The 2,701-nt window shown below is 56.2% G+C and carries 2 protein-coding genes; one reads left to right on the top strand and one right to left on the bottom strand.

Going from position 1 to position 2,701, the window contains the following annotated elements; translation table 11 throughout:
• The first annotated feature begins 293 nt into the window (after positions 1-293).
• Complete coding sequence (locus WA354_RS20180; protein WP_472814817.1) at positions 294-1,700, top strand: PP2C family protein-serine/threonine phosphatase; 1,407 nt, start codon at positions 294-296, stop codon at positions 1,698-1,700.
• Here WA354_RS20180 and WA354_RS20185 read toward each other — a convergent pair.
• A complete protein-coding gene (locus WA354_RS20185) occupies positions 1,697-2,506 on the bottom strand; it encodes a DUF116 domain-containing protein (RefSeq protein ID WP_472814818.1) in 810 nt (269 codons plus the stop codon). The genes WA354_RS20180 and WA354_RS20185 overlap by 4 nt on opposite strands.
• Positions 2,507-2,701: the final 195 nt, after the last annotated feature.

Genomic DNA, 2,701 nt, shown 5'->3' on the forward strand with positions numbered 1-2,701 from the left:
GCGCGGAGGTTCCTGGCGACACCAAATCAAGATTTCAAGATGCTCGGCACGTTCCAGCATCCCGCCGGAATTCAGCTACGCCGATTATGGCTTTCGGGTCGTTTGCGACGGAGCTCGCTGAAACATAGCCCCACCTTCCCCAACTCGTTTTGCACCAAAATTGGTAATGTCAGTGTTGGCGGTAATCCGCTCGGGATCGTCGGTTTTTTACCAAAGCGTCCTGTTCCAGGATCAGACGGTGCATCAACGTCGATATCGGGTCTGGTATCTTGGCGATGTTTGGAGGTGGGCGGTTGGAAGACCAACTTCTGGCAATGCTTCGCGACCAACTCACCGACATCATGTTTGGAGCAGTTTTCCTGTTCTTGGGATTGGCAGCTTGCTCCATTGCTGCCATCCGTCGGCGGAGCGGCGTACGTCTCATCACCTGGCTAGGAATATGGAGCGCGATGTATGGAATCGGGCTTCTGTTTCGGTCGCCGGCTATCGTTGCGGCTCTGCCGCTCGTGCTTCAGACGACCGTCCCTTACGTGAACACTCTGATAGCGTACCTGCTTTCTGTCGTTGCTATGTTGGCCTTCTTGGAACTAAGCCGGGGTGGAATTCGGCCTCTCATCAAGATCCTGATTCTTGCCGAGGTGATAGTCGCTGTTGTCGGATTTTGCTGGTTCGCAGTCGGCGGATCAGCCGAAAAGTTTATCCCCCACCATAGGATTCTCTCGGATTGTGGCCTTCTTGTCCTCATAGCGGTCGTTACCGTCAAGAAACTGTCCGACAAGTTCCTGGTTCTATTCAACCGCCGCGTTCTAGCGGCAGGCACACTCGTTTTTGCCACCGAGGCTCTGTGGTCTAACGTGTTGCGACCGCTGCATTACCAGCAATCGGGCCTCTCAAGCCATCTGGCTTTTGCCGTGTTCCTGCTTTCGTTCGGGTACGTCGCCGTGCAGATCATCCTTGCCAGTGAGCGGCGCTTGCTGGCGATCGAAGATGAGCTCAAGGTCGCCCGGGAGTTGCAGTTCTCCATCCTTCCGCAATCCGTTCCAGAGGTCCGCAGCCTCCGGATCGCGGTTGCCTATCGGCCCATGACCGCCGTCGCTGGTGACTTCTATGAATTCATTCCCGTCAATGGGGAGCGGGTGGGCTTCCTCGTGGCAGACGTCAGCGGACATGGTGTGCCGGCCGCGCTCATTGCTTCGATGATCAAAGTGGCGATGCAAACCGTGGTGACCTGTGCGCATGAGCCGCGCGAAGTATTGCGTGGCTTGAATCGAATCCTCTACGGGCAACTACGCAATCAATTGGTCTCTGCGGCCTATTTGTGGCTTGATACCGGAAACTGCAAGGCACTGTATTCAGCGGCAGGCCACCCGCCACTTCTGCGGTGGCGACAAGGCAAGCTGGGACGCATCGAAAGCAATGGTCTGCTGTTCGGAGTCATCCCGGAGGCCGATTACCCTGTTTGTGACTTTTCGATCCAACCTGGTGACCGCTTCCTGCTGTACACAGATGGCGTGATTGAGCCTGAAAATGCGAGCGGCGATTCCTTTGGCGACCGGAAGCTTGAGCAAGTGGTTCGTGACAACCAGGCCCGTCCGCCTTCAGAGTTATCGGAGCAGCTGCTCTCCGAGATACGCGTTTGGCAAGCGGTCTCGGTGGCCCAGCAGGACGACATCACACTCATCGTCATCGACGTGGTCTAGTCATGGCGAATGCGGGACACGACGCCAAAGGACCGATCTAGGAGTAACGCGGAATCTGGCTCACGCCCCCTGCGATCGAGCCAACGACTGAAGCCGGTAGAGTGAGGAACCAGATAGACTCTTGCGCCCAGTTTACGCATACGCCGTGTAATGCGATTCACAGCACAATCCGGGTCGCAGGCCATACATGTCATATCAACCCCGTCGATGTGGGCTTTGCAGGTTGCAGCCTTTTCCCCGCGCATACACCCGGGCACCAGTACGACCTTGCGCGTCGTACGCTCAAACGCATTCTGCAGACCACGATTCATCACGTCGGCAGCCACCATGTTCAGGTGATACTCAATCGGCGGCCGACTACAGAAGATCTGATCTTCGCGGCAGCCACGGCGAGCATATTCACCGGAGAGGAATCGCTTCACGCCTTCGGTGAAGGTACCGAGTCTGGATGCGGCCTCAGCGGCGAAATCATCAAAACTCTCAACCGCAGCGCTCATGCAATGAGGGGCAATTTCAGGCGAATGCGTAGCCAGATATTCGCGCCAGTTCCTAAGACGAAGAGCTTCTTGCTCATATTCACCCGTCGCGCTGAGCCAACGGATCAGTTGGGAGAGGCTTGCCAATGAAGCCCCGGGGCCTGGTTGTTCAACACCACTTCGCGCTAATGGTTCACGCTCTCGAGCGCTCTGGATTGATGGAAGAAAGAAATGGCGGGACAACCCTGCCCGCAACCAGTCTGCAGGAATCTTGAAGATCGGTATATGCCGACGCAACACCATGAGAAACTGAGCCAGGGTAACGACCAACCTTGATGTCGCTTGCGCTGCCGTTCCGTATCTTCTGAGAACCATCCCTAGTGTGCTGAGTCATTAATACATTAAACACAGTATGACGACCGGCGTCTAACATGACAGGAGCAAGGTCATGAGACGTGGACGCCGATTGCCGGAATTGGACCTGAGCGAGCAGCAACGCACGACGTTACAGGGCTGGACGCGGAG

Origin of the sequence: Occallatibacter sp. (genome assembly GCF_049802275.1) — a bacterium.
Classification (GTDB): domain Bacteria; phylum Acidobacteriota; class Terriglobia; order Terriglobales; family Acidobacteriaceae; genus Telmatobacter.